The organism is Zhongshania aliphaticivorans (assembly GCF_001586255.1).
Classification (GTDB): domain Bacteria; phylum Pseudomonadota; class Gammaproteobacteria; order Pseudomonadales; family Spongiibacteraceae; genus Spongiibacter; species Spongiibacter aliphaticivorans.
This window is the reverse complement of sequence record NZ_CP014544.1, coordinates 2002711-2029160: the sequence shown is the minus strand read 5'-3', so window position 1 is coordinate 2029160 and position 26450 is coordinate 2002711. Positions and strand designations below refer to the sequence as shown.

Genomic DNA, 26450 nt, shown 5'->3' with positions numbered 1-26450 from the left:
GCGGTTCCGCTTCTGTTTATCATTTAACCCATTTTCTTCGTTGTAGTGCCTACGAAAAAAACGATTGACGATCGGTTTTTTCGTAGGCACTATACTATTCTTCTGTAAACCTAGGTCGAATGTGGCATGCAATTGGGATATTTGGAAAAATTGGTTCTCCAGTATTTTTGGGATACAGATGAAGCAGACGCTAAGCGGGTACATCGCGAGCTTACGGATGATTCGGTGAGAACGTTAAACACGATCCAAAGTACCCTTGACCGGCTATATAAAAAGAAGCTCTTAATCCGTAATAAAGCTGGCCACGCCTTCATTTATCGTGCAGCTATGGCCAAAAATGCTTTTCTGGCGCAATTGATGCGCGAAGTCGCCGCCGATTACACTGACAATGAAGACACCTTATTGGCCGCATTTAGCTCCCTGTCAGCAGAAATGACTGAAACGCAATTGCAGGCATTGGCATCGCTTATTGATCAGCGCCGCGCCAGCGATAAATCGGGGAAATAAGAATGCTTGTCGGCGGTTATGCGATTACCCTAAATAGCGTGTTTATTGCCGCATCGGTGTTTTTCTATTGCTCACTAATTCTTACTTTCGTTTTTCGAACTACTGAACAGTGGCGGGTCAAATTATCCGCAGGCGCTCGCCAATGGGTGTTGTGGTCATTTGTTTTGATCCCTTGGCTTGTTGCTCTAAGCGTTGCAAGCGTTGTACTAATGCCTGATTCTGCCGCGGTTATGCCCTCGTGGTTCTTGGCGCTTACCCATTGGCACCATATTAATGTTTTCAACTTATATAGCTGGCACAGCGCGATAGTACTTCTATTTTCCGCGGCGTCTTTTCTAGCGATAGTTCGCCATACTCACCAATTGCTTAAGCATCGGTCTGCCCTTGGTGCGCTGCTTACCCTTGATGGTTTTACTAAAAATAGTAGCGTGGACTCTACGGTGATTTATGCGTTCACCGCTGGTCTTTTTCGGCCTAAAGTCTTCATTAGTTCTGCCTTGCAAGCACAATTATCTGCGGCTGAAAATGACATCGTTTGTCGCCATGAACTCGCCCACCAGCAGAGGTTTGACCCTTTACGGAAGTGGTCTTTTTCCTTTCTTGCGGCGTTTTACCTACCATTCACTAGCAACCGGTTACGCCGCGAATTTTCTTTGTGCTTGGAGCTTGCAGCAGACGATTATGCGGCTGTGGGCGGATCGGGTGGCACCACCGTTGCTAGTACCGTGATAAAACTATGCCGCTTGTCGCGAAATCAGCAGCAATTCTCCAGTCCCTTGTCTTGTCATTTCTATGCGTCTGAAATTGAAGCGCGTGTTCATTATCAGCTGAGGTCTGAACCAGGCCGCAGTTTCCCCTTATCGTTGTTTGTTGTATTTCTGTGTGTACTTTTGGCTTCCTGCCTTTTGAGTGTGGATAGCTATCATCATGCGGTTGAAGCAATTTTTAGTCATTGAGGCGTATTTATGTATGTTTTTAGTCCGTTTCTAACGCCAAAAAAACCGATTGTAGATCGGTTTTTTTGGCGTAAAACGCTTGCCCTAATTCCGTTATTGCTGACTATGTCGACGGCCTCTGTGGCAGAGAAATCCTTAACGTTAAACGAGGCCATTCAACGAAGCTTTACTAAACACCCAGAGCTCCAAGCCTTTTACTACCGTCGCGCAGCTGCCGATGGAATGGCGCAGCAGGCACGGGTCGGCAGTCGCCCCCAGCTTGGCTTAAGTGTTGAAGATGGATTTGGCTCGGGGGACTACAGCGGTTCTGACAGCCTTCAGTCAACGCTCAGTATTAGTTGGGTTTTAGAGGGTGACTTACTGCAGCAGCGCGGACATAGTGCTGACGTGCAAAAACAGGTGATTAGCGATGAGCAAGCGATAAAGAAGCTGGATGTGGCCGCCGAGACTGCCCGTCAATTTCTCACCGTAGTCGTTTATCAGCAGCGTAAAGAACTCGCTGCAGCCGCAAGAGCGCAAGCGGATTCAGTGGTTAAAGAACTGTCAAAGCGCATGGATGCAGGCAAATCGCTGCTCGCTGACAAGCTTCGTGCTGAAGCCGAGTTAGCGCGGGCAGAGATAACACTCGAAGATCTGGATCATGAAATTCGTGGCGCTAAGCGGATGTTGGCGACCCAGTGGAGTGCGCGACAACTCGATTTTGATACAGTATCAGGCTCCCTCGCCATTGCCACCGGCAAACTGAACTACGAGGAGCTAGCGCTGCAGCTAAGCAGTCATCCGCGCGTGCAGAAACTACTCAGCCAAGAGCGCATTGCGCAATCCGAGATCGCCTTAGCAAAAACGGAAGCCCAGTCACGATGGCAGTTTTCAACCGGTGTAAGGCGTTTTGAAAATACCGACGACTACGCCTTAGTAGCTGGTTTTACTATGCCCTTAGGGGGCGAACAGCGTAATCGTGGACGTATCGCCGCCTTAGCTGCGAATCGTGATGCTTATCGCGCAGATGCTGATGCAGTGCAATTAGTGCTGGAAGCGCGCTTGTATGTTTTGCTTCAAGAGTTTCAGCACGCGCAGCATGTGGTTGGCGCACTGCGTGAGCACATTATCCCAACGCTTGAACAAGCCCAGAAAGAAGCCCGAAACGCCTACCAGCTTGGCCGGTACAGCTACCAAGATTGGCGCGGGGTGCAGCAGGAATTGCTCGTGACACGCAGTCATTTACTGGATAGTCAGTTTAAAGCACAGCTCACACGCGTCGAAATTGAACGTCTAACCGGTTTGCCACTGCTGGGCAACGATGAGGTAAATCCATGAGTAATTCAGTAAAACGATCGTTAATCGTCAGTATGCTTGTCTCGCTATTAATGAGTTTAAGTAGCGCTGCACTCGCCGTTGGCGCCGAAGTGCAGGAAATTGAACCTGAAAAAGGCCCGCACCGGGGGCGTATGTTGCGCGAGGATGACTTCGCGATTGAATTGGCCATCTTCGAGACCGGTGTACCGCCAGAGTTTCGGGTGTGGGCAAGTCAAGGTGGCGAGGCATTGCCTCCAGAAAACGTCAAGGTGAGCGTTACTTTGGGGCGCCTCGGTGATGGCGACGATCAAATCAATTTCAGGCCGCAAGAAGATTTTTTGCGCGGTGATATGGAAATAGTCGAGCCACATTCTTTTCTAGTTACGCTCAATGCGGCCTACGGCGATAAGCGCTATGAGTGGCAGTACGATAATTTTGAGGGACGAACTCGGATTAATGCCGACGTGGCTGACGCCATGGGTATCACCACTGGTACTGCACGTTCACAAGTGCTCGTAGAGCGGCTGCCGCTCTTCGGTCGACTGGCAGCCGATACCAATGCTTTAACGCAGTTAAGCGCCCGTTTCGACGGTGTGATTAAAGCCATTCACGTTAGCTTAGGTCAGCAGGTGAAAGCGGGCACTCCGTTGATGAGCATCGAGAGTAACGAAAGCCTGAAATCCTATGTGTTGCGCGCCGATATTGCCGGTGAAATTGCGGCCCTGCCGGTTAATATCGGCGAAGCGACTGCTGGCCGTACGCTGGTGAGTATTGTTGATCGCTCCCGCCAAGTGGTTTTACTCAAAGCCTACCCTGACGACCGTCGTCGAATTGCGCTAAACAACAGCGTGCAGTTGCTCAACGATGCGATGGAAGAAATTGGAGAAGGTGACGTGCAGTGGATTTCTCCACTGCTGAATGCGGATCAATCTGCGGATATACGCGTCAGTGTTGACGCCAGCAATCTTGCGCTGCCAGTGGGGAGCTTTGTTCGCGGCGATGTGGAAGTTGCTCGCTATGAAGTGCCACTCGCGGTAAAGCGCCAAGCACTGCAAGGCTTTCGGGATTTCACCGTGGTCTACGCCAAAGTAGGCGACCAATACGAAGTTCGGATGCTGGAGCTCGGTCGCGAGGCGGGCGACTGGATTGAAGTCCTAGGTGGGCTAAAGCTGGGAACCGAATACGTTACCGAAAACAGCTACATCATCAAGGCCGATATCGAAAAATCTGGCGCTTCACACGACCACTAAAGGACGTCCCATGCTTGATGCAATTATACAATTTTCCCTAGCGCGGCGCGGTGTGGTGATGGCCGCCGTGCTTGCGCTTTGTGGTCTGGGTTTATGGAATTTCAACCGACTGCCGATTGATGCCGTTCCCGATATCACCAATGTTCAGGTCATAATTAACACTGAAGCGCCAGGCTACACGCCGCTGGAAGTCGAGCAACGCGTTACCTACGCCATTGAAACATCGATGGCAGGCCTACCCGAGCTGCAGTACACCCGATCTGTTTCTCGATACGGACTTTCCCAAGTCACAGTAATATTCGGTGATGACACCGATATTTATTTCGCACGTCAGCTGGTGAACGAAAGACTTGGCAACGTGCGGGCAAAATTGCCAATAGGACTGGAGCCGGAGCTTGGGCCGATTGCGACGGGGCTGGGTGAAATCTTCATGTTCACCGTGGACGCTGAACCGGGTGCGACCGACGCCGATGGCAAGCTGATTACGCCAACGGATTTGCGCTCAGCACATGATTGGATTATTCGCCCCCAGCTATTGCGTGTGCCCGGTGTGGTTGAAGTAAACCCAATTGGCGGCTACAAACGGGAAGTGTTAATTGGGCTGCAGCCTGAAAAAATGCTCGCCTATGGTATCTCGCAGCAAGAGCTGATCGATGCGGTTGCCGACAATAATCAAAACCGTGGGGCTGGCTTTGTTGAGCAAAAAGGCTCGCAGTGGCTGTTACGTATTCCGGGACAAGCCGAAACGCTTGCGGATATTAGCAAGATAGTGATTAAAACGGTTGATGGTCAGCCTCTGCGTGTTGGTGATGTTGCGACTGTTGGCGAGGGTAAGGAGCTACGTACTGGTGCCGCCACCCAGAATGGTCGTGAGGTCGTAATGAGCACGGTATTTATGCTCGTTGGCGAAAACAGCCGTACCGTTGCCAAAGCGGTCGGTGAACGGCTTGAGGAAATTAAGTCGAGTTTGCCCGCAGGCATTACCGCGACGGCGGTATACGATCGCACTGGCCTAGTGGACAAAACTCTGAAAACGGTAACGACTAATCTGCTCGAAGGGGCATTGCTGGTTATTGTTATTTTATTCTTATTACTGGGCAATGTGCGTGCAGCCATAATCACTGCTGCGGTCATCCCAGTTGCTATGTTGATGACCATCACCGGCATGGTGCGTAGCGGCGTTAGTGCCAACTTGATGAGCTTGGGCGCATTGGATTTTGGCTTGTTGGTCGATGGCGCCATTATCATCGTGGAGAACTGTCTACGTCGTTTGGGCCTTGCCAGCGACAAGCAGACCTTGTCGCTGAATGAGCGCCTCGACGTTGTGTTCAGCGCCACCAAAGAGGTGATACGGCCTGCACTGTTTGGGGTGTTTATCATCACTGCGGTATATTTGCCGATCTTCTCCTTAACGGGTGTAGAAGGCAAAATGTTCCACCCCATGGCCATGACGGTGGTCATTGCTCTGAGTGCCGCAATGCTACTGTCCATCACCTTTGTGCCAGCGGCTATCGCCATGATGTTCAAGGGGCCGGTAGTCGAAAAAGAGAATCGCGCATTTTATGCAACAAAAAACCTTTATGGCCGCCTGCTGGGCAAAGCGATCGCCATGCGCGGCGCTGTGGTTGCAGCTGCGTTGGTATTACTTGTTGTATGTGCAGGCTTGGCCAGTCGCCTGGGCAGTGAGTTTGTGCCAAATCTCGATGAAGGTGATATCGCGATGCACGCACTTAGAATTCCGGGCACCTCGCTTAGTCAGGCAGTAGCCTTACAGGAAACATTGGAAGTCGCAATTAAGACCATGCCTGAAGTAGAGCGGGTATTTGCCAAGATCGGCACCGCCGATGTTGCGACTGATGCGGTTCCGCCGAGTGTGGCAGATAATTTTATTATCCTAAAACCGCGCGATCAGTGGCCTGATCCGAGTAAGCCTAAAAACCAGATAGTGGAAGAGCTTGCAGCGTTGGTCGAACCCGTGCCGGGCAATCGCTATGAATTTCTTCAGCCGATCCAGATGCGCTTTAATGAGCTGTTGTCAGGCGTACGTGCCGAGCTAGCGATTAAGATATTCGGTGATGATTTGTCTCAGCTCGAAAGCCTTGGTGAAGAAATCCAAAGTGCCATCGGCTCAGTGGATGATATTGTCGATATTCAAATGGAGCAGACTACGGGTTTATCCATGCTAACGCTTAAGCCTAAGCAGTCTGCCCTAGGTCAATATGGTGTTGAGCTTAATAGTCTGCAAGATCAAGTTGCCACGGCAATGGGCGGCCAGGGCGCGGGGTTTTTCTACGAGGGTGATCGCCGCGCCGAGATTGTTGTGCGGCTACCGGAAGACCGACGCAATGATATTGACCAGTTGGGCTCACTTCCCATTCAAATATCTGGTGGTGGCTATGTGCCGCTGAAAGAGTTGGTGGATATTGGGCTGACGACGGGGCTGAATCAGGTCAACCGAGAGAACGGTAAACGTCGGGTGGTGGTGACTGCGAACGTTCGGGGTCGTGATCTTGGTAGCTTTGTCAGTGATGTGAAGGAAGCCATCGAATCGCAAGTAACGCTGCCAGCAGGCTATTGGGTGGAATACGGTGGTACCTATCAAACCTTGCAATCCGCTTCGCAGCGACTGGCCGTGGTTGTACCTGTGACACTGCTCATGATTATCGGCCTCTTATTGTTAGCACTTGGCTCATTGAAAGACGCAATGATTATATTTAGTGGTGTTCCTCTCGCGCTAACTGGTGGGATATTGGCGCTGGTGTTTAGAGATATACCCTTTTCCATCTCTGCCGCGGTGGGCTTTATCGCCTTATCGGGTATCGCCATTTTAAACGGTTTGGTGATGGTGTCGTTTATTCGCGAGCTGCGTCGCGAAGGCTTGGGGCTAGAGCCTGCGATTATCGAAGGTGCGCTGACTCGGTTACGGCCGGTCATTACTACTGCGCTGGTTGCGTCATTGGGCTTTGTACCAATGGCATTAAACACGGGGATTGGCTCAGAAGTGCAGCGCCCTCTCGCTACCGTGGTGATTGGCGGTATTTTGTCGTCGACACTGCTTACCTTATTTGTGCTGCCGTCCTTGTACCGGATGCTGCACCGCACCGATAAAGGAGCATAATGTGAAGAAAACAATGTTTGCAGGTCGTTGTTACGCCCTCATTGCTGCAATAGCGATGTTGATGTTCAGTAGTATAAATGTGCTCGCCCACGGCATGTCTGAGACAGATAAACAGCGCGCGATAGAAGCGGGGTTACCAGATTATGTTCTGTTGGGTGCGGGACATATGCTCACCGGCTATGACCATTTGCTCTTTCTGTTTGGCGTTGTTTTCTTTCTCAGCCGCTTTAGCGATATTGTGAAATTCATTACGGCGTTCACTGTGGGCCACTCGATTACGCTGGTCTTTGCCACGCTTTATTTCGTGCAGGCAAATTACTTCCTGATTGATGCTGTTATCGCGCTAACCGTCTGCTACAAGGGCTTCGAGAATCTCGATGGCTTCAAACGTTATCTCGGCGTAGCGTCACCTAGCCTAATGTGGATGGTGTTTGGCTTTGGCTTGATTCACGGTTTTGGTTTGTCGACTCGACTGCAACAGTTGCCCATGGGTGAGGGCAGTATCGTTATGAAAATACTGGCTTTCAATGTCGGTGTCGAAGTCGGTCAGATCGCGGCACTCACCGTAATGCTGGCACTGTTAGTAGGGTGGCGCAAAACTGCCTCATTCAAGCGCTTTAGCGTTATGGCCAATACATTGCTGGTCATCGTTGGTGGCTTGCTATTCTTGCATCAATTACATGGCTACCAGCACACGGAGCTTGCCGATAATTTCCCGATTAATACCGATGATCACTCACATATACATGAAGATATGGCTGCTGAAGCGAAATCAAATATCCTCGATCGCTATCCTCGGCGCATAATAACCCCTCAGCCTTCACTGCAGGACGAAGCACCCCATGAACACGGCGATGGCGCTTACCACAGCCACTAAATAAAGGTGAAAACATGAAATACCGAATTACTTTATGTTTGCTAGCAAGTTTATTTATAAGCTCAAATCTATTGGCGCATGGAGGTGGCCATGCGCCAATTACCGAAAAAAAAGCCTTAGCCATAGCAACTCAAATTGTTCAGGGTTTTGCCAATATCGACCCGCAGCTTGGCTTTGGCAAAGTACCCGCGAGCTGGGCAAGTATCAGTAATGAGGCAGCAACAATTTTTCAGAGTGGCGATGGCTACTATATTGTTAAGCTTGTAAATCCCAGCGATGAGCGCACGCTTTATATTCTGATGTCAGCTGAAGGTGAAGTATTTGATGCGAACATCAGCGGTAAGTTTGAAGTCGTGAACTAAAGGTGAGCCTATGACAGCCTATATATTTGCCGCAAAGCTGCTTCTTGCCGCAGCGGTTATTGGTTATGCGTCGTGGCTATCGGATAAGAAGCCAGTGTTGGCGGGATTTATAGTCGCATTACCATTGGTTTCCATTTTGGCTTTATTTTTTTCCTACATCGAACACAAAGATCCACAAGCCAGTATTACCTTTGCCAAAAGTATTCTTTTTGGCGTGCCGATTTCTTATTTATTCTTTCTGCCTTTTTTACTGGCTGATCGGCTTCATCTTGGCTTTTGGCAAAGTTATATATCGGGTTTGCTGTTGCTGGTTGTGGGTTACTTTGTACACCGCGCGATAATGATTGCCATTGGGTGATTTTCAAATTTTCTATCAAACTCATAACCAATTTCAGTTAAGAAGTCAGCCTCCCTCCCTCACTATGCAAGAAGGGCCGGCACAGTGTTGTCACTAAATTTCCGCTATTGTGAGAGGCTGTGTGAAAACTCCTATAACGAAATTAATCACGCGATCCTACGTGAAATGTGTATACGATTGGCTAGAAAACTTGGTCAGATTTTGATGTAAGACACATATTCACATCAATCCTTGTCTAAATTATGACTTGAAAATAGTTTTCACACAGTCTGGTGACGCAGGAGCTTTCGAAGAACTAGATTCTAACGTTACTTGGTGTCTAGCAAACCCTAGGAAGTCCAATTTGGCGCAATGACTAAAAGGCTGCACCCTAGAAACTCCATTCTAAGCGCATAGCGGCTCCATTCTCATTCTCGTTTAGCCGCTCAAAGTCGCTTAATTCTCAATTGCGATCAAATTCATCATAAGTGCCTGTTTCGCTGTATTCGCCGAGATAAAGATGCACAAGCTCGCGCCCCTTATTGACCCTCATTATGATAATCATTATCATTACGATTCGTAAATGAATAACATTAACAGAATGGGGTTGGGTGTGAAGAAGTCGCTATTGTATACGTGTATCGTGTTGTCGCCCGTAGTTCCGGCATTCGCAGATATCGCTAGTATCGAAAAAATGCTTGTCATTGGCAGTGTTGAAGGAGCGCGAAGTCTACCTGGCTCAGGTGCTGTTATAAGCTCAGAACAGCTGCAAACAGAAGTCACCACAGATATTAACCAAGCACTTAAAACTGTTCCCGGTATTTATATCCTTGAAGAAGACGGCTTAGGTCTCCGTCCAAATATTGGTATTCGCGGTGCGACCAGTGAGCGCAGTGGTAAAATTACCTTGATGGAAGACGGTGTGCTAATTGCGCCTGCGCCGTATTCAAACCCAGAAGCCTATTATTTCCCAACGGCGCTTCGTATGTCGCTGTTTGAAGTACTGAAGGGCGCCCCCTTGTTACGTCACGGGCCTCAAACGACTGGGGGTATTGTAAATATGTTGTCTACACCGATCCCTGAGGAAATGAGTGGATCAGTGTTAGTCACCGCCGATCAACGCGGTTCTTCAGATATACATGCTTATTTTGGTGGCCAGACAGGCGATTGGCGCTTTTTGATCGAAACCGTTGAGCGTAATGGAGTGGGCTTTAAGGATGTCGACCGCAGCAGTCAGAACCCAGGATATGATATTTCTGATTATGTGTTTAAGCTCGGTTGGAGCGGTGAGCGTCAGAGTGTCTTGTTGAAATTACAATCTTCGAATGAAATTTCCAACGAGACCTATCTTGGACTAAGTGATAAGGACTTCAATGAAGACCCCAATCGACGGTATGGCTTAAGCAGTATTGATGAAATGGATAATGATCATCAATCGCTCAACGTCAGTCACGTTTTTAATTGGTCTGATACGGTGACGTCCACCGCAACGGCATATAGAAATGACTTTGCTAGGAATTGGTTTAAGTTAAGTGGTGGCGGAGATATCGTTCGAGCTGCTAATGAGGGCGGAGCGCTTGAGCAAGCCATATTAGATGGTAACGCAGAAAAAGATGGTCTGAGCTATAAGAACAACAATCGGAAGTATATTTCGGAAGGTGTTCAGCTTAATTTTGATATCGAAGCGGGCGCTCATCAGTTCGCTGTAGGGTTAAGGCGTCACAACGACGAAATGGATCGTTTTCAAGTAGTAGACACCTACAAGCAAGAATCAAACGGTGACTTAGTATTCCAATCTCGCAGCAGTGATACTGGACAGGTTTCGGGTAGTAACAACCGCGAGGAAGAAGCCGACGCCCTTAGTTTTTGGTTAACCGATTCCTGGCAAGTAAGCGACGCGTTAAATATTAATTTGGCCCTGCGATATGAAGATATTGAAAGTAGCAGGCTAGAATATTCTGATACCGCTCGCACCACGTTTGCCACTGATAAAAATCGCCAAAACGACACGGCTATTTGGTTGCCCGGGGTATCATTTAGCTTCGACGTGAACGACCAAATACAATTGCTAGCCGGTGTTCACAAGGGTTTTTCGCCGCTAGGTGGTGGTGCCAAAGTATCGCAAGATCCGGAGGAAAGTAAAAACTGGGAGGCGGGTGTTCGCTTTAATAACGACCATATATTTGTCGAAACAATAGCATTTTACAGTGACATTACCGATACCACTGAAAACTGCTCAGTGGCTGCGCCATGCAGTAATGGTGATACTTCTGGTTCTTTCGCCCTTGGCGAGTCGGCGGTGTCAGGTCTTGAACTACAAGTAAGCGCAGAGGCTGCAATCGGTGCTTTTCAGATTCCACTGGACGCTGCATTCACCTACACCAAGGCCGAAATCACCAAAGACAACGCCGTTTCTGGCTTTGAATCAGGTGACAAGCGAAAAGATGTTCCTGGCCGGGTTTTTAGTTTGCGTGCGGGCTTCGAGCACCAAAGTGGTTGGAATAATTACATCGTAGCCAAATACATTGATGAAATGTGTTCTGTTGCTGGCTGTAATCGGACTGGTGACTCTTATGAAGAGACTGAAGAACTATTCGTGATGGACTTCATCAGCCGTTACCAACTCTCGCAAGATGTTGAAGTATTTCTGAAAACTGAAAACATCTTTGACCAGCAGCGAATAGTCTCACGTAATCCTGACGGCGCCCGTCCAAATCGACCGCGCACCACACTAGTTGGCATCCAGTACGATTTTTAATATTGGCCTCCGATAATAACTCCCGAGTAATACCCTGCATCTGAAAAGTCCGCAGATGCTTGGTACTGTAATAAGGGTTAGTGGCTATATATTTAGCAATGCCGTGAGATAATTGCTGCGGGACGGCGGTTCAGTGACGGCGCTTGAACGGTGCTAGCATTTGTGGAATATAAGCTACAGGATAATCCGGCGCGGTTCCGATGCCCAGATCTTCTGAACGGATAACCCTCTCTTTGTCATAGTACGCAGTGCCTAAGAGATGATCCGTTAATGTTGTGAATAGACCAAAGTTGACATCGCCTTCTTTTGCCGTATTCAGGTGGTGGAAGCGATGAACTTGATTGATAGCTAGAACAGATCTGAGCGGCCCTGCGAAATAGGCAACATTGGAATGTTGCAGTAACAGCTGGATAACCACCGCAACAACCAGCAGCAGTAAGACTTCTTGTGGAGCGCCCATCAAGAGTAGCGGGGCAGTACCTGCAAGGGTTTCAATGGTTTGATGCAAGGGGTGTTTCATAAGACCGTTAAACCCATACATACGTTTCACACTATGATGTACTGCATGTAGCTGCCACAGCGCGCTGTACCTATGACTGGCGTAATGTGCCAGTGTAATGCCTATATCAGCGATGATCACCGCCAACAGCACTTGCAACCACAGCGGTGCGTAGGAGGGCCAAATTGAATTAAATGGGATAAAACTAGCAATGATTGGCACACTTAATACGCCGACAATACTCAGTGATTCATTGACTAAGGCATGAATAACATCACGCCCAGAGTCTGCTTGAAGCTTGTTGAATTCGGGGCTGAATGGCATCCATTGTTCAATTAAGAGCGACACTGCGATGAGTAAGCCGACCCATGCCGCCAAGGCAAATTTCGAATAATCTTGCTCCGCCATATAAATAGCGATGCCATTTCCTACGATCAGAAAGAAAGGCAAGTAGAGGACTTTGACAAACATTTCCAATTTGCTTTTCATATGCAAAATCTTCCAGAGCTACAGAGTGCTTAGTTTGTCATTTTTCAATGGTGGCGCATTGAACGAAAAAGCTATTTTGGTAGCAGCAGTTGCTTAATAGTTGTAGCGCTTACGCCAAATGCCTGCGTAACAGCTCGGCAGAAGTGGGCCTGATCAGAAAAGCCAGATAAAAATGCTGCATCGGTAAGAGGCATCTGCCGCGATAGTTCAAATCCGACCAGCAGTTTAAGCCACTTCCTGTAACTGCGTAATGGCATGCCTGTTTGCTCTGTAAACCAATGTGAGAATCTGCTGGGTGAGAGATCTACCAAGCTCGATAAGGTTTTCTGCGTCGTATTGTTACCGCTACTAATATCATCTTTAAGTGCTGCCAAAATGATATTCAATCGCTCGTCTGGAGTGTCACTGAATTGACAGCGACATTGTTTGTCGAAGCTAATCAACGCTGCTTGGAGGTTTTTTACTTTGGCAAAGCGCGTTACATACTCGGATGAAATTTCTTCATTCAACAAGGATATAGACCATTCCTCTATTGCTATCTGCGGTAATAGGGTTTTACAAAAATCATGTGTTGGGTCGATATAGATGCATAATACATGTGCAGTTTCTAGTTGATGAGCGGTACCTGCAGGTATCCATAGCCCGCGTTCGAAATATCGTGTTTTGTCAGATAGCAGCGCTATTGGTTCTTCTAGGCCAATAGCGATTTGATGAGCCCAATGTCGGTGAGGTTTGTTGTCGCCCGAGGCGCCAAGAAATACCCCCATGCCTGCAGTTATGGCCACTGACCCTAACCAAGGCTGTGATAAAAATTGATTTTGATGCATTTTTTCGAGTCCTCAGTGCCTATCGTTGCCCCAATATTTCGATCCGGTATCTTTAATAAAATCGTTGAGGGTCAGCGTAAATCGCTAAATTCATATAACCGCTAGCATGCGCCTTTTCCAGAACATTTCTAATGCATCAGCAAACCTTAATATTTCCCACCCCATTCAATTAGAGTGGCCGACTTTAAATTGAAATTCACTCAGGTTCCATTGTGATACGATATTTCGGAGGGTGACTTGCTGTGAACTTATAATAATGCCGAGTAGCCTTAACTACCCGGCCAGCGTTAAACAGTAATTTTATGGGGATTCGATAGTGGGCCCACCTCTTTTAGACGCTTCCTTCCAGATCACGAACAACGCAGGAAAAACCACTAAGACCATAATGAGTGAGGTCGCAACCCCGCCCACCATCGGCGCGGCGACCCGTTTCATTAGATCAGCGCCACTGCCATTACTGAGCATGATTGGCACTAAGCCCATGAGTAATGCGAGCCCGGTCATTAATTTGGGGCGTAGCCGCTTGGCTGCACCGTCGACTACTGCCTCAGTAAGGTCATTAAAGGTGTTGAGCTGCCCGTCATCACGACGTTGTCGCCATGATATATCTAAATACAGCATCATCAGTAGACCAAGCTCAACCGCTAAACCGGCCACGGCTATCATGCCTACGGCCACGGCGACTGATATCTTGTATTCCAGCATCCACAAAAACCACAAGCTACCAACCAGAGAAAAAGGCAGCGCGAGCATGACAATAAGCGTTTCGATTAGCGATTTTCGATGAAAGTACAGCATCATAAAAATCAGCCCTAGGGTCATCGGTACGAGAATTTCTAGACGCGATTTTGCACGCTCGTAATTTTCGAACTGGCCAGCCCAGGCGAGGCGATAGCCAGTGGGGATGTCGACTTTTTCATCAACCACTTTTTTGGCTAGCGCGACGTAGTCCGGAATGCCGATATTGTCGGCAACGTCGACAAAAACAAAGCCGACTAACTGACCGTCTTCATTGCGAATCATTGGTGGGCCTTTGCGATACTGTAACGTCGCGACTTGGCTTATTGGGATTTGGCTACCATGGCTGGTAGTGACGTAAGTACGCTCTAAAGCAGCTATCGAGTCGCGATAGTCACGGTTATAACGCATTAAAATATTGTATCGCTCACGTCCTTCAACTGTCTGGGAGACTACTTTACCTCCGATGGCCATCTCAATAACATCTTGAATATCCGCAACATTCAATCCGTACCTCGACGCAGCGTCTCGGTCAATATCAAAATCTAAGAAGTAACCACCCGTGGTGCGCTCGGCAAATGCGCTTCGCGTAAAGTCAGTGGTACGACTATCACTTTGAAGTGCACGCTCGATCGCGGTCGCGGTGCTTTCAATCGTCGCGAGATCCGGCCCAAACACTTTTATGCCCAATGCTGAGCGAATCCCTGTAGCGAGCATTTGTGTGCGCGTCTGAATGGGCATCCACCAAATATTGGGCATGCCGGGGAAGCGTAACTTTTGATCCATCTCGGCGATTAAGCTATCCCAGTCCATTCCTTCGCGCCATTCGCTTTTCGGCTTGAGGGTAATATTGGTTTCAATCATCGATAGTGGCGCGGAGTCAGTAGCACTTGTTGAGCGACCAATTTTGCCAAACACCGTTTTTACTTCCGGGAATGTCATTAGTTCTCGGTTCATTGTGTGGAGCGTCTTTTGAGCTTCACTAATCGACATGCCGGGTAGGGCTGTGGGCATATACAAAATACTACCCTCATTCAATGGCGGCATAAATTCACTACCAAGTCCACGGAAGGGGATGATCGCAGAAAGCAGCACGAGAACGCTGACACCCACCACCAGCCAGCGACTATTTACCACCCAGCGCACCACGGGCGCATATAGCGCAATCAAACTGCGATTTAACCAGCTGTGCTCGCCGCGAATACGCCCGCGAATAAGTAAAACCGCGAGCGCGGGTATGAGTGTGACAGACAGCAGGGCAGCAAAAAACATGGAGTAGGTTTTGGTGTAGGCCAAGGGTTTGAAAAGCCGTCCTTCACTGCCTTCAAGGGCAAACACCGGCAAAAATGAGACGGCAATAATTAGTAATGCGAAGAATATAGATGGCCCCACTTCTTGCATCGCGGCAATGATGACGTCTGTCCGGCTCTGTGAATTATCAGTCTGCTCACGCCACAGTGCGAGACGGCGGTGTATGTTTTCTACAATGGCGATCGCCGCATCGACCATCGCGCCAATGGCAACCGCAATTCCGCCTAGCGACATAATATTGGCAGTTAATCCTTGGTAATACATAGGAATAAACGCTAATAATATGGCGATGGGTAGGGTGATAATGGCGACTAGCGCCGAGCGCAGATGCAGCAAAAACACAATAATAACGAGCGAGACGATGAGGATCTCTTCACTCAACGTTCGGCTTAAGGTGTCGATAGACCGTTCAATCAGGCCGGAGCGGTCATACACGGGGATAATTTCAACTCCCTTAGGTAAGGATGCCTTAACCTCCTCCAAGCGAGCTTTAACTCGATTTATGACGTCTAAGGCATTTTCGCCAAAGCGCATGACCACGATGCCGCCGACGGCTAAGCCTTCGCCATTAAGCTCGGCACTGCCGCGCTGCAGTGCGGGCCCTAGTGACACGGTCGCAATGTCTGACACCTTTACAGGAATACCATCGCCGGTAGTGCGAAGAACGACGCTTTCTAGATCTGCCGTTGAGGTGATGTAGCCTCTACCACGAATAAAATGCTCATGGCCTGATATCTCCAGAACTCTGCCACCCACATCATTATTTGAGCGTCGTAGTGCAGCGGCGACGTTTTGTAGCGGAATGTTATAGGCGGCCAAACGATCAGGATCGATATTAACCTGATATTCTTTTTCGTAGCCGCCAACGGATGCCACTTCCGCAACACCTTGTACCGCCTCCAGCGCATAGCGTAAATTGAAGTCTTGCAGACTGCGCAATTCCGAGAGGCTAGTGTTCCCCGTTTTGTCACTAAGAGCATATTGATAGACCCAACCAACACCGGTCGCATCCGGCCCTAAGGTCGGGGTAACGCCATCAGGCAAATCTGCACTGGCGCTATTGAGGTATTCCAATACGCGCGAACGCGCCCAATAAATATCGGTGCCATCTTCAAAGATGACATAGACAAACGATAAGCCCATAAAGCTTTGGCCGCGCACAAATTTCACTTCAGGTGCTGCGAGCAGGGTAGTGCTTAACGGGTAAGTGATTTGATCTTCCACTAAATCGGGACTGCGCCCCGGCCAGTCGGTAAAAACAATGACTTGGGCGTCTGACATATCGGGAATGGCGTCAAGAGGGGTGGCCATGAGCGATCGCCAACCCCAGAGTGATGCTCCCACACACAGTAGTATTGTGAGTAGCCAGTTACGGGCACAAAAACTAATTAGCGACGCAAGAAAGCCCTGCGGATGATTGTTTTGAGAATTTACCATTGCGCAATCCCCGTTTTCAGTTTAGCTTCAGCGGCAATTAAGAAATTACCAGACGTGATTACCTGTTCACCGCCGGATAAGCCCTCTGTAATTTCTATCCAGCCTTTTGTTCTCTGGCCAGTGTTGACTAAGACGGGTTTTATTTTCCCCTCGCTTCCTAAATCCACAAAGACAACACGGGTTTCTCCCGCAATCATGACGGCTTCGTCTGGCACCCAAAGGCGCTTGCCTAATTTCCTGCTGAAGTGAACCTGAGCGTACATGTCAGGCCTTAGCTCGCCATCGCTGTTATCGAGAATCAATCGAATGCGGGTGGTGCGGGTGAGGGGGTTGACGCTCGGATAAATGTAATCAATCTTAGCGCTGTATTCTCGATCACTGAGGTTTTGCATACTAACGGTAGCGGACATTCCCTTTTCCAGTAACGGTAAATCCGCCTCATAGACCTCCGCCTCAACCCAAACAGTCGAGAGATCAGCCAATTGCAGCAGCGTACTGCCCGCTTTTGCATAGCTGCCACTTACAATGGATTTGTTCACCACGACACCACTTTTTTCGGCGTAAATTGGCAGAAACTCGATTGGTCTACCGCGCTGTTCTAGTGCGCGTATGTCAGCACTGGAAATATCCCATAGACTTAGGCGGGAGCGAGCAGCCTTTAGCAAGCTGTCGTCTGATCCACGACTTGCTAATCGACCTCGAGTTTCTAAATACTCTTGTTGTGCTGATAGCAGTTCGGGGCTGTAAACCGTGAACAATACTTGGCCACGCTCGACACGGGCACCAATAAAATCGGCTTTTAACTCACCAATCCAGGTATCGAATTTCAAATTTATTTCGCTAGCACTGTGCTGGTCGTAGGCAATACGTCCCACCGCCGTGATCGATTTACTGAGCTCTCGATATTCTGCTGTCGCCGTTTTTACGCCGATTAATTGTCTTCTGCGAGCATCAATACTAATGACTCCAGACTGGGTTTGTTGTTTGCTGACCGGCACTAAATCCATGCCGCAGATAGGGCAAGATCCCGGGGCGGCCGCGCGAACTGAGGTGTGCATTGAACAGGTGTAATGCGAAATTCCCGCAGGTGTTGCTGTTGCAGCATGTAATTCGCTGCTGCCAGTTTGGCCGGTCAGAATTAAATCGCCGTGGCCCAGTAATTCACTGGATACGTCGATAGCAAAGTCGTAATCCCCTGCTTGTGGCAGGACAATAGTGCCGTGGTAACGACCATCCGTACTTGGCAGCAATGTCACAAGGGCGGCATTGTCTTGCGCTGGAGTGCCCTCGGTACCGGGGTTTGTCATCGACTGCTCAAGTGCTGATTTGACTAGCAGGCGAACATCGAGATTGTTCAGCGTATTATTCTGCCTGTCCTGCACAGTAATTATCAGCGGATTATCACCTTGGCGGAGTTTGGCATTTTCTAATAACGCCACTTTGATAAGGTATTTTCCAACGGTATAGAAACCTTGCTTATTTAAACTAAGGTCGACACCTGACGTAGAGGGGAATGTGGCTTGGTTGTCGTTGACGGGCATTTCACCGGCCATTGATACTCCGCCGCTACTGATTGTGAGGCCTGACCGTCCCGTCGCCATATCAAAACTGAGATCGGCTGACTTATTGTCTTTGCTGATCTGTAATTTTAATGGCCATTCACCGCGCATAGCGAGGTCGAATTCAGCTGTGTAAAGGCCGGGAGAAACCTCATTAAATACCACGGGAGCCCGCATTGATGGCATGCTGCCCATTGCGGCCATTTCTGCCTGCCCGCGAATTGTTGCCTCGGGAATAGGGTTTCCCTTGGTGTCCCTCAATCGCAAAATGGCAGTGTTGTTGCCCACTGCGGGGAGGTCATCCTTGAATGCAATGGCGATGTGATAATCGTCCGTGCGATATTCTTTTGCGTCATTCATTTGCTGAGTGAAGGCATCGGTAGATGAACGATAAACATAGCTAAAATAACTTAAAGCCACGACCAAAATAATAATGATGCTGACAAGCAATCGCTGTTTCATTGTGCGTGCTCCGAGGTGATATATGTTTTGATATTTGCGGTAGCGCTATTTTGCCTCGTCGCCATGTTGGCGTGCTGCTGGCTATTCTTTGGCAAGGCCAACGGCCCGCCGAGCGCGTTCTCAAGTGCGGCTTTAGCAATTTGGTAATCAGCGCGAGCGCGCTGTAAGCTCAATTCGGCATCGAGATGAACTTGCTCGGCGCTTATCAATTCACTAAAACGGCCGCCCCCTGCACCATAAGCAGCGCGCGCCGCACTTAGACTCTCGGCTGTTCTCGGCAATAAATCGTGTTCATATAGGGCTATGGTATGCAGTGATTCGTTGACGAGGACACGGGCTTCTTCTAAATCCCCTAGCACCTGTGAGCGCAGCTCATCTAATTCAGATTGCCAGCCAACGGTGTTCGCCCGGGACTCATCCCTAGCGGCGCGATATTTATCCCGCCCTAGTGGTAAGTTAATACCAATACCGACTACCCAGCGTTTGGCCGTTTCATCCCAAAGGGTGTTATAGCCAGTGAATAATTTAAAATCCGGATAGAAATCTTTGTCAGCAAGTTGTTCCCTATCGCGACTCGCTGCTATTCGTTGCTCGGCAGCTGTTAGACCGGGGTGCTGACTCAGGGCGATAAGCCGTAGCGTATCGAAATCAGGGATTGCCGTTGGCGGGGGGAGAGCGTTTGAAAGCGCAATGTCTGCGGTTGTACTGCGATTGAGCAAGGTGTTTATTTGCGCACGCAGGGTCGCCATTTGCCGTCGCAATTGAACGCTTCGGTGGCGAATATGCTGAAGTTCTACCTCTGCGAGCAGCACGTCTGGTTGATTGGTTATCCCCGCGGCGTAGCGAGCTTCTGCCACGCGACGAAGTTCATCAACTAAGGTGCTATTGTGCTCATTGATGGTAATAGCCTGATGAATGTAGTTCCACTGCGCATAGTAGCTGAGCGCCACTGTACGTAGCTCTAGCCGCCGCAGCGCGAGATTACCACGCTCCGCCTCCGCTGTTTTAGTCGCCGCGTCGCCGCGTAAACGAAGCTTTCCCGGCCATGGAAGCGTTTGCGTTAATTCCACTCGAACATTGCTGCCGCGCCCGTTCGGCGAGTTGTAACCGCCGATGGTGTCGGGGGCAACCGCAGTAAACAGTTGTGGGTCGGGCAAGGCAGTAGACTGAACGATTCGTGCTTCAGCCCCCCGAATAGCGGCTTCAAGGGCAGTTATTCCAGGGTTGGCACGCAGCGCTTCGTCAACGAGCGCCTGGGCAGACATTGCGGCCCCCGATGACGATGACAGCGTTACCGAGTGGGTGTATTCCGCAGCATACAGCGCTGGGGCAAAAATCAGGGACAACGCTGCGACGACCGCAACAATAAAACGTCGGGACAGGGCGGCGATACACCACCAAAATTGGGCGAACATAATCAATCCTCATAAAATACCTGTTGAATGGCGCTATAAATAGGCCAAACCGCGCACCGTTAACCGGTGCTTATTAGTAAATTATGAAAATTTTGGGGGTCTGTGCAGTAAGCGTTGAAACGCTGGATTGGGCGGAAGCGGGAGGGAGAATGTCGGGGACGCCGGTATTTTCTCTAGTGCTGGGATAGGGAGGGGTGGTAGAAAACTTGCCGTTAGTCCGCCAATGCCACAATCGATGTTTTCACAACTATTGTTGCTATCCACACAACAGCAGTTTGCTGGTGTATCGCAATCACCCTGCATATCAGTGGTTTGCATGTTCGGCGTCATGTGCTCAGCCGCAACGGCCGTTGTTGGATCACAATAGGCCGCCTGCAATACGCTGCCCCAGCCCGATGTGGTAAACAACATCAGCGAAAGGATAAGTATGTAGGTGAGGCGCTTTTTCATGTGCCGATTTTAATCTTTCCTTGCTTTAGGTGCAAGGTGCTCATTTTAGCAAGGCATTTAACAAAAGTGGGGGAACTGATTTTAAACTCTGTAAATTGACCTGCAATGAGAGAATTAAAGCATTGCAGTGCTTTTCTATAGCTACCCAGAAATCTGGAGAGATCGCATGTAAGTGGCCGTGGCCGTCGCTTGCTGGTTGTGGATAATCCCAACTTTTGTTTAATCTCTTGTCATTTTAGATAACTTTTTAGGATTGCCATAACGTCCACTAGCTCTTGTTGTCGCTGTGCCGGAGGAATGTCGTCGGCACCTAGATGCTCTCGCATATGGCCTTCCAAAACGTCCATCATTAGCCCATTGGTCGCTCCGCGGATAGCTGCGATTTGTTGCAATACTTTATTGCATTCATGCTCTGAGAGTAGCAGCCGTTCAAGTCCTTCAACTTGGCCTTTGATTCGCCGTATGCGGGTTAGTATTTTTTTCTGGTTCTGAATTGTGTGAGACATGCCATGTTGACCTTTTACTATACTGGGGTATAGTATCATAATTATTCTCTCATTAATCAAGTAGCCTAATCCAATGAGCCTTAATACAGTGAAAAAATCCTTTCATAGCAAACATGCTCATGATTTTGTCGGGAACTCCGCTCATAACGAGCGAAAAGTACTTGCGGTGTTTTGGCTAACGCTAATTACTATGGTCGCAGAAATTGTCGTTGGCACTTGGTCAGGGTCAATGGGGTTGCTAGCCGACGGCTGGCATATGGGAACACACGCGGCCGCGTTCGCATTAGCCATGTTTACCTATAGTTATGCTCGAAAGCATCGAAATGATGATAGCTTTAGTTTTGGCACAGGAAAAGTAAACTATCTAGGTGGTTTCGCTAGTGCAATTGCATTGGCAATGGTAGCGCTGTACATGGCAGTTGAATCTATTGAGCGCCTTATTAACCCGCAATCCATCCACTATCTCAGTGCGATAACGGTCGCAATAGTTGGTTTAGTAGTCAATATAATATCAGTGCTAATCCTTCATGACGGCCATGAGCACGATCTGGAAAGTCATCATCACGATCACAATCTAAAGGCTGCGTATTATCACGTATTAGCAGATGCACTGACTTCCATATTAGCGATTTTTGCCTTGCTAGCGGGGCGCTACTTGAACTGGTTGTGGATGGATGCGGTAATAGGGATTGTCGGCTCCATTATTATTGCTCGTTGGGCCTATGTTCTTCTCGGTGACACTGGAAGAGTGTTATTAGACCGCAATGTAACAGGGGTTAATCCAACAGAAATTAAGCGCCAGCTTGAATGTGATAATGGTCTAGTTGTTAATGACCTCCATATTTGGACAATTGCGGAACACCACAACGCAGTAATTTTATCTGTCACAGCGGGCAAAAGTAGCTCCGTAGCGAAGATAAAAGAAAATATTCGAGCACTTATCCCGAACTTATCCCATATTACGATAGAGGTGGAAGCTAGGGTGCCGGCTGTATTGGGTGATACCTAGCAAGTATGCCCTATGGATATGTCCTGCATTGAGTTTGGGTGCGTGGTTACACGTGCTTGACGTGCCAGCACGGATATTTAATGGTTAACGTAAGCATTAAATAACGCTGTTGCCACCTGGCCTTCTAATTTTTGGTGTAAACTCGAATTCCGCAGTTAACTGCATCATCAGCAACAATTTTAGAAAATTCCTCTCGAATAACTTGAAGAAACTCATCGAGAAACATTGGCCTATCAGGTGAGAAAGTGAACTCGTCAACTATACCTGCGGGCAATTGGCTGGTAACGAGTCCATGCCATATCAGAGCGCGTGTTTGCAGTTGAGGATAATAGCGTCGCATCGGCTTTCCCGGCCAATATTCGATAACCAAGCGGCGTTTTTTCACCTTTTTTATGCGTTTGACTTGTCGTGATTTTGGCATTAGTTATATGTGGTGAAAAGTAATCTTGACGAAGCATAGCACGAAGGTTTTAATTACGATAAAAGTTATTGTGGTGGATACTAATTCGCTATTAGTGCTGACGCTTGTGCTCGTAGTGGGCTTGTTTTACCTGGAGCTGCTATATTGCCAGTGTCGATTGGCAAATTGTTCCGTGTTATGAATATTAAGTCACTAAAAGCACATGCACAGAAATTGAAGATACATACACTGACAGTTTATTTTGCTGCACGCGACCCCAATATGCCTGTTTTCGTCAGGTTACTTGCCATCATCGTGGCGGCGTATGCACTTAGTCCGATAGATCTGATTCCTGACTTTATCCCCGTTATAGGGTATTTAGATGATCTTATTATTGTTCCCCTTGGCTTGGCCCTTGTTATCCGATTTACGCCACCTAAAGTAATGGAAGCTGCTCAATTAAAAGCGGCACAATCGGCGAATAAGCCGGTGAGTTATGGCGCCGCCGCGTTTTGTATCGTTATCTGGGTCATTACGGCGTATTTTTTCATGCGCTGGCTGCTACTATCCTACAACGCTTAAGGAACGACTTAAATGTAGTACGTTTTACTCGGGGGGATTGTGTGCGAGGCTGGTGTAGTTTTGATGGGGTGACTGGCGCCTTAATTGCCAGTAAGCTAAATTAAGCCACCGCCATGTTATTACTCATGAAATCATGTAATCTGATCTGCCTTGGAAGCTATGTGGGCTCTCGCTTTATTCGGCTATTGGATAACAGTTTGACCGGCCATGCATCTCGCCCCTAAATGCCATTCAGTAGTGCAGTTTAATCTTGAATAGTAGTCGTTCCGCGTTCTCCTTGCTAATCGCTGAGTTGAAACTACGAATCGACGCTGGACGCAGCTCGTCCTCTTCAGCTTCGCCACCGCGCGCATACACAATGTAAATTTCTGATTGATTGCCAAGGTCGTATCGATAGCGAATTTGGGTAGCGAATTCGCTGATAAATAAGTCTTTGTCACGTCCATCCACGGCCAGTTGGCCGGTTTCGCCGACGATGTACGTATTGTTGTTCACCGCATTGATAGAGATGGCTTCTGTTTTCCAGCGCAGTTCGTGGGGGCCGGATTGGAGTGTGAAATTCAACCCCAATTCAAGTTCACGGCTGGTGTAATCGCCTAGATAATTTGTATCGAGCAGTATTAGCCAGCTATCACTCTTCTTATAAGTCGCTGACGCGCCGATGTTGAATGTTTCCGATATTCTGATTTCGGGGGAAAAATCGATTTGGTGAAAAGCCCCCCATAGCCCCGTCTTGCCACTGGTTACGCTTAATTCGTAGTGCAATCGATCCTGAGTTTCATCAATATAGCCGGCACTCAGCTCATAAAATCGGCTCAATCTTGGTGAATAGCCATCGGGGTTTATGAGGTCGTCTACACCGCTGGTATTGTATTCAGCGCCTAGAAAAAGCATGCCTGAATGGCTTGAGTTGAACTCGAGTAAACCGCCAATTTGTGTTGGTAGGTGCTGATTGTCCTCCGTTGTGCGGTATTCCAACTCTGTCTCGATGACAATGAATTCTACAAGTGGATTGCTTAGCTCATTTATCTGGTACTCATTGCTGTATTCAAGTTGTTCGCGATTAACCCGCGTAACGTAACCGAAGTCGTTTAGTTCGAGGTCGCGGCCATAGTGGAATACGGTCAGCTCATGCTCCCAGTGATCGTTGATTTCGTGCTCAACTGACAGCCAGGTACCAATATCTTCCCGGCGTGGGGTGCCATCGCGTTCTATTGAGGAATGGATGAGTTGTGAACTTACCCGTAGTTGCTCGCTTAGCTTGGTACTTAGGTCAAGCGCCGCGACGGTGGCTTCTCTACTCTCGAATGGTTGGTAGACATGGCTCAGTAAGCCTCCAATCAGGAAATTGTCACCCTTGCGGCGAATGCGTGCGGCGAAGAAGTCTCTTCCATCTACAGCATCTTCATCTTCTTCGGTCGCGAACATAAAACCGAGATCATAGTTTTGAAAGAGTTGGGTGTACCGCGCCGCCCCAGCAATCTCAGGTGTCGCAGTGCTGTCGTCAATTGCTCCCCCAATTCTGGGTGTGTGGATTAAGCGTAATGATTCGGGGCCTTGCAAGTCGAATAAATCATGATTTTGGCGAAAGAAAGGTCTTTTCTCTTCGTTAAAGGTCTCAATTGCCGTTAGGTTCACTGCGATGGCGTCATTTTCGACTTGGCCAAAATCGGGGTTAATTGATAAGTCGAGCTGTATACTATTGCTGGGTTTCCAAAAGATATCGACACCAGATGTTGTTGATATATCGTTGCCCCGAACAAAATCTTTCGCGGCGCTAAAATAAGGGTACAGGTCTGTGGCTGTGCTATCACTCGGGCTGAGTGGCACACTCGTAAAGTCGCTTAGGAACGACTGTTTGTCACGATCGATAGCTGGGAAGGATTGCCGATTCTGCTCTGATTGATTCCAACGGGAAAAATAGACATTTATTGACTCCACGTTGCGTGTATAACTGCTTGCAACTGACCATGGGATAAGAATTTCGGTTGTCCATTGGCCGTTCGCCTGGTGGGTTGCGTGCTGCCAATTGCCGTCCCAATCCGTGTCCTCCCGATTTTCATCGCTCCAGACTGAGTCCTGACTATCGTTGGCATGACTAACCCTAAATCCGAATGCGCGTACACCCAAGCCGTCGAAATCGACAATGATCTCATTGTAATCAGTACGCAACGCTTCATCTTTTAATGAGATGAAGCTAGGGCTCGGTCGGCGTTGCTGATTAATAAATCCAACATGTAAGCCACTTTTGTCGGCATAGAGCTTTGCTACAGTCTGCTCATTTGCCGGCGCTAAAGTATAAGGGCTAGTAAGTAAAAAGCCAGATTGGCTGTATGCAGTTGACCACTCAATTTCATCAAGTATGCCGTCAATGACCCAGTCTTTACTAAAGCCGGTGATCGGTATAGCGGCTAAAAGAAAGACTAGAATCGACTTGAGTGATTTACAAACTGGCACGCACGTAGTGTCCTGACCGAAAGATATGTAGCTGCTACTGGCCAAATTTGGCCTTAAAATATGGCAATATCGCGAGATACTTCAGAAGTCGTTACATTTCCGTCCTGATTCCTAGCTTGAATATTGAAACTGTAGGTCTCGTTGCCTGTAAACCAATAGCGTGGGATGGAAATGCTGGACGTTGAAGCTGGCAGGGTAAGGTGGATTCGATTGGATTTCGACTTGTTTTCGACTTCAAGGTAGTAGGCCGTGATCCTTGGTTTTAAAGCCCAGCTGACAATAATCTCCTGATTCGGTAGCGGAGCCGTCGACGGATTGCTGCTGGAGGGCTTCGCGTTTACGGATAGTGCCATTTGGGAAGGTAGGCTGTGTGACAGGGTCGCGGTGGAGACTAGCCATTTATTATCAACCGTTTGGCCGATAAACGTGTATAGGCCTTCGGGGTATTGTTCGGTAATGCGTTTTGCGTTTTCTGGTTCAGGGGTCTCAAGGTCGATTTCACGGAGGCCTAGGTCTTGATTCTCTGCACTTATATTAAGTACCTCCTTGCCGTCTGGATTTCGAAGCCAGACGTTTTTAAGGCCAATGTCATTGCCTTTAGCCGAAATAACGATTTCAGTGTCATTGTCGCTGGCGTTATGTTCCATGTAGATAGATACTTTTTGAAAAGTGCCTTGGTGTTCAGAATTTTTTTGATTTTGAAAGTTATCATAAAAGGAAGTTGAGCTACTTGAGCAGCCCATCAATAGATAGAATGCGGCATAGGTAAGTAGTGGCGCGAGCATCCGGTGTTTACTACGAATTAACATAAATACTATCTCTCAATGAGCAATGAAAAGAGTATAGCG

Annotated in this window: 19 protein-coding genes; 11 read left to right on the top strand and 8 right to left on the bottom strand. The window is 48.4% G+C overall.

What is annotated here, in order from left to right; genetic code table 11:
* Window positions 1–126: 126 nt before the first annotated feature.
* The 9 genes from AZF00_RS08935 to AZF00_RS08895 all read left to right on the top strand — a co-directional run bounded on the left by AZF00_RS08935 (window position 127) and on the right by AZF00_RS08895 (window position 11461).
* On the top strand, window positions 127–507 hold the full coding sequence (locus AZF00_RS08935) for a BlaI/MecI/CopY family transcriptional regulator (RefSeq protein ID WP_008250312.1): 381 nt from the start codon (window positions 127–129) through the stop codon (window positions 505–507).
* 2 nt (window positions 508–509) lie between these two features.
* The gene (locus AZF00_RS08930) at window positions 510–1463 is read left to right on the top strand and encodes a M56 family metallopeptidase (RefSeq protein WP_008250313.1); all 954 of its coding nucleotides are present in this window, start codon (window positions 510–512) and stop codon (window positions 1461–1463) included.
* Window positions 1464–1472: 9 nt separating this feature from the next.
* Complete coding sequence (locus AZF00_RS08925) at window positions 1473–2780, top strand: TolC family protein (RefSeq protein WP_008250314.1); 1308 nt, start codon at window positions 1473–1475, stop codon at window positions 2778–2780.
* On the top strand, window positions 2777–4009 hold the full coding sequence (locus AZF00_RS08920) for an efflux RND transporter periplasmic adaptor subunit (protein WP_008250315.1): 1233 nt from the start codon (window positions 2777–2779) through the stop codon (window positions 4007–4009). Before AZF00_RS08925 ends, AZF00_RS08920 begins: the two co-directional genes overlap by 4 nt.
* A gap of 10 nt (window positions 4010–4019) precedes the next feature.
* Complete coding sequence (locus AZF00_RS08915) at window positions 4020–7127, top strand: efflux RND transporter permease subunit (RefSeq protein WP_008250331.1); 3108 nt, start codon at window positions 4020–4022, stop codon at window positions 7125–7127.
* 1 nt (window position 7128) lies between these two features.
* Complete coding sequence (locus tag AZF00_RS08910; RefSeq protein ID WP_231856199.1) at window positions 7129–8004, top strand: HupE/UreJ family protein; 876 nt, start codon at window positions 7129–7131, stop codon at window positions 8002–8004.
* 14 nt (window positions 8005–8018) lie between these two features.
* Window positions 8019–8366 (top strand): DUF6488 family protein, encoded by a 348-nt coding sequence (locus tag AZF00_RS08905; protein WP_008250334.1) that lies wholly within the window; start codon window positions 8019–8021, stop codon window positions 8364–8366.
* Window positions 8367–8376: 10 nt separating this feature from the next.
* Window positions 8377–8724 carry a hypothetical protein gene (locus AZF00_RS08900; RefSeq protein WP_008250336.1) on the top strand — a complete coding sequence of 116 codons (348 nt, stop codon included), beginning with the start codon at window positions 8377–8379 and terminating at the stop codon, window positions 8722–8724.
* A gap of 562 nt (window positions 8725–9286) precedes the next feature.
* Entirely contained in the window at window positions 9287–11461 is a 2175-nt protein-coding gene (locus AZF00_RS08895; protein ID WP_197465730.1) for a TonB-dependent receptor family protein, read from the top strand.
* 130 nt (window positions 11462–11591) lie between these two features.
* Here AZF00_RS08895 and AZF00_RS08890 read toward each other — a convergent pair whose 3' ends face one another.
* The 6 genes from AZF00_RS08890 to AZF00_RS08865 all read right to left on the bottom strand — a co-directional run bounded on the left by AZF00_RS08890 (window position 11592) and on the right by AZF00_RS08865 (window position 21154).
* Window positions 11592–12449, bottom strand: coding sequence for a sterol desaturase family protein (locus tag AZF00_RS08890; RefSeq protein ID WP_008250340.1), 858 nt, complete (start codon window positions 12447–12449; stop codon window positions 11592–11594).
* 71 nt (window positions 12450–12520) lie between these two features.
* Window positions 12521–13276: a helix-turn-helix domain-containing protein gene (locus tag AZF00_RS08885; RefSeq protein WP_008250342.1), complete on the bottom strand. Its 756-nt coding sequence runs from the start codon at window positions 13274–13276 to the stop codon at window positions 12521–12523.
* Window positions 13277–13576: 300 nt separating this feature from the next.
* Window positions 13577–16762, bottom strand: a complete 3186-nt coding sequence (locus AZF00_RS08880) for an efflux RND transporter permease subunit (protein ID WP_008250343.1) — start codon at window positions 16760–16762, stop codon at window positions 13577–13579.
* The gene (locus AZF00_RS08875) at window positions 16756–18783 is read right to left on the bottom strand and encodes an efflux RND transporter periplasmic adaptor subunit (RefSeq protein ID WP_008250344.1); all 2028 of its coding nucleotides are present in this window, start codon (window positions 18781–18783) and stop codon (window positions 16756–16758) included. The genes AZF00_RS08880 and AZF00_RS08875 overlap by 7 nt, the downstream gene beginning before the upstream one ends.
* A complete protein-coding gene (locus AZF00_RS08870) occupies window positions 18780–20198 on the bottom strand; it encodes a TolC family protein (RefSeq protein ID WP_008250345.1) in 1419 nt (472 codons plus the stop codon). Before AZF00_RS08870 ends, AZF00_RS08875 begins: the two co-directional genes overlap by 4 nt.
* Window positions 20199–20878: 680 nt before the next feature.
* A complete protein-coding gene (locus AZF00_RS08865) occupies window positions 20879–21154 on the bottom strand; it encodes a metal/formaldehyde-sensitive transcriptional repressor (RefSeq protein WP_008250346.1) in 276 nt (91 codons plus the stop codon).
* A 73-nt stretch (window positions 21155–21227) separates the two neighbouring features.
* Between AZF00_RS08865 and dmeF the strand changes: the two genes are divergently transcribed.
* Together dmeF and AZF00_RS08855 are read left to right on the top strand one after the other, a co-directional pair.
* Window positions 21228–22163 carry a CDF family Co(II)/Ni(II) efflux transporter DmeF gene (gene dmeF, locus AZF00_RS08860; protein WP_008250347.1) on the top strand — a complete coding sequence of 312 codons (936 nt, stop codon included), beginning with the start codon at window positions 21228–21230 and terminating at the stop codon, window positions 22161–22163.
* A 571-nt stretch (window positions 22164–22734) separates the two neighbouring features.
* A complete protein-coding gene (locus AZF00_RS08855; RefSeq protein ID WP_231856210.1) occupies window positions 22735–23145 on the top strand; it encodes a YkvA family protein in 411 nt (136 codons plus the stop codon).
* Window positions 23146–23376: 231 nt separating this feature from the next.
* Here AZF00_RS08855 and AZF00_RS08850 read toward each other — a convergent pair whose 3' ends face one another.
* On the bottom strand, window positions 23377–25602 hold the full coding sequence (locus AZF00_RS08850; protein WP_008250350.1) for a DUF5916 domain-containing protein: 2226 nt from the start codon (window positions 25600–25602) through the stop codon (window positions 23377–23379).
* A 53-nt stretch (window positions 25603–25655) separates the two neighbouring features.
* On the bottom strand, window positions 25656–26249 hold the full coding sequence (locus tag AZF00_RS08845; protein WP_197465729.1) for a hypothetical protein: 594 nt from the start codon (window positions 26247–26249) through the stop codon (window positions 25656–25658).
* Window positions 26250–26450 lie beyond the last annotated feature (201 nt).

Bases quoted from the DNA above. Each gene is read 5' to 3' on its own strand.
- AZF00_RS08865 (WP_008250346.1), bottom strand. From the start codon at position 21,154: ATGTCTCACACAATTCAGAACCAGAAAAAAATACTAACCCGCATACGG.
- AZF00_RS08915 (WP_008250331.1), top strand. From the start codon at position 4,020: ATGCTTGATGCAATTATACAATTTTCCCTAGCGCGGCGCGGTGTGGTG.
- AZF00_RS08920 (WP_008250315.1), top strand. From the start codon at position 2,777: ATGAGTAATTCAGTAAAACGATCGTTAATCGTCAGTATGCTTGTCTCG.
- AZF00_RS08885 (WP_008250342.1), bottom strand. From the start codon at position 13,276: ATGCATCAAAATCAATTTTTATCACAGCCTTGGTTAGGGTCAGTGGCC.
- AZF00_RS08845 (WP_197465729.1), bottom strand. From the start codon at position 26,249: ATGGAACATAACGCCAGCGACAATGACACTGAAATCGTTATTTCGGCT.
- AZF00_RS08905 (WP_008250334.1), top strand. From the start codon at position 8,019: ATGAAATACCGAATTACTTTATGTTTGCTAGCAAGTTTATTTATAAGC.
- AZF00_RS08935 (WP_008250312.1), top strand. From the start codon at position 127: ATGCAATTGGGATATTTGGAAAAATTGGTTCTCCAGTATTTTTGGGAT.
- AZF00_RS08880 (WP_008250343.1), bottom strand. From the start codon at position 16,762: ATGGTAAATTCTCAAAACAATCATCCGCAGGGCTTTCTTGCGTCGCTA.
- AZF00_RS08930 (WP_008250313.1), top strand. From the start codon at position 510: ATGCTTGTCGGCGGTTATGCGATTACCCTAAATAGCGTGTTTATTGCC.
- AZF00_RS08875 (WP_008250344.1), bottom strand. From the start codon at position 18,783: ATGAAACAGCGATTGCTTGTCAGCATCATTATTATTTTGGTCGTGGCT.
- AZF00_RS08870 (WP_008250345.1), bottom strand. From the start codon at position 20,198: ATGTTCGCCCAATTTTGGTGGTGTATCGCCGCCCTGTCCCGACGTTTT.
- AZF00_RS08890 (WP_008250340.1), bottom strand. From the start codon at position 12,449: ATGAAAAGCAAATTGGAAATGTTTGTCAAAGTCCTCTACTTGCCTTTC.
- AZF00_RS08900 (WP_008250336.1), top strand. From the start codon at position 8,377: ATGACAGCCTATATATTTGCCGCAAAGCTGCTTCTTGCCGCAGCGGTT.
- AZF00_RS08895 (WP_197465730.1), top strand. From the start codon at position 9,287: ATGAATAACATTAACAGAATGGGGTTGGGTGTGAAGAAGTCGCTATTG.
- dmeF (WP_008250347.1), top strand. From the start codon at position 21,228: ATGAGCCTTAATACAGTGAAAAAATCCTTTCATAGCAAACATGCTCAT.
- AZF00_RS08925 (WP_008250314.1), top strand. From the start codon at position 1,473: ATGTATGTTTTTAGTCCGTTTCTAACGCCAAAAAAACCGATTGTAGAT.